We start from the raw sequence: 607 nt of genomic DNA, 5'->3' as shown, positions 1-607 counted from the left end.
GATCAGCTCATCGGTGACCTCGGCGACCACGTCCATGTCGCCGGCCTTCCACTCCTTCTCCCGCTGGGCCTTCTGCCCCAGGAGCTGCTTCTCCGAATCGCGCAGCGCGGCGGCCTTCTCGAAGTCCTGCGCGTCGATCGCGGACTCCTTCTCGCGCCGCACATCGGCGATCTTCTCGTCGTACTCGCGCAGGTCCGGCGGCGCGGTCATCCGGCGGATCCGCATCCGCGACCCGGCCTCGTCGATCAGGTCGATCGCCTTGTCGGGCAGGAACCGGTCACTGATGTAGCGGTCGGCCAGCTGCGCCGCCGCGACCAGCGCGCTGTCAGTGATCGACACACGGTGGTGCGCCTCGTAGCGATCGCGCAGACCCTTGAGGATCTCGATGGTGTGCGACAGCGACGGCTCGGCGACCTGGATCGGCTGGAAGCGGCGCTCCAGCGCGGCGTCCTTCTCCAGGTGCTTGCGGTACTCGTCGAGGGTGGTCGCGCCGATGGTCTGGAGCTCACCGCGGGCCAGCATCGGCTTCAGGATGCTGGCGGCGTCGATCGCGCCCTCGGCCGCACCCGCACCCACCAGGGTGTGCAGCTCATCGATGAACAAGATG

Annotated in this window: 1 protein-coding gene; it reads right to left on the bottom strand. The window is 68.2% G+C overall.

The features are described 5' to 3' along the window. Window positions 1-607, bottom strand: a 607-nt coding sequence (locus E1291_RS41600) for a UvrB/UvrC motif-containing protein (RefSeq protein WP_207401284.1), incomplete at both ends; no start/stop codon positions are given.

Origin of the sequence: Actinomadura roseirufa (assembly GCF_900659635.1) — a bacterium.
Lineage (GTDB): Bacteria > Actinomycetota > Actinomycetes > Streptosporangiales > Streptosporangiaceae > Spirillospora > Spirillospora roseirufa.
The sequence above is the reverse complement of the archived record's forward strand: the minus strand, read 5'-3'. Positions and strand labels throughout refer to the sequence as shown.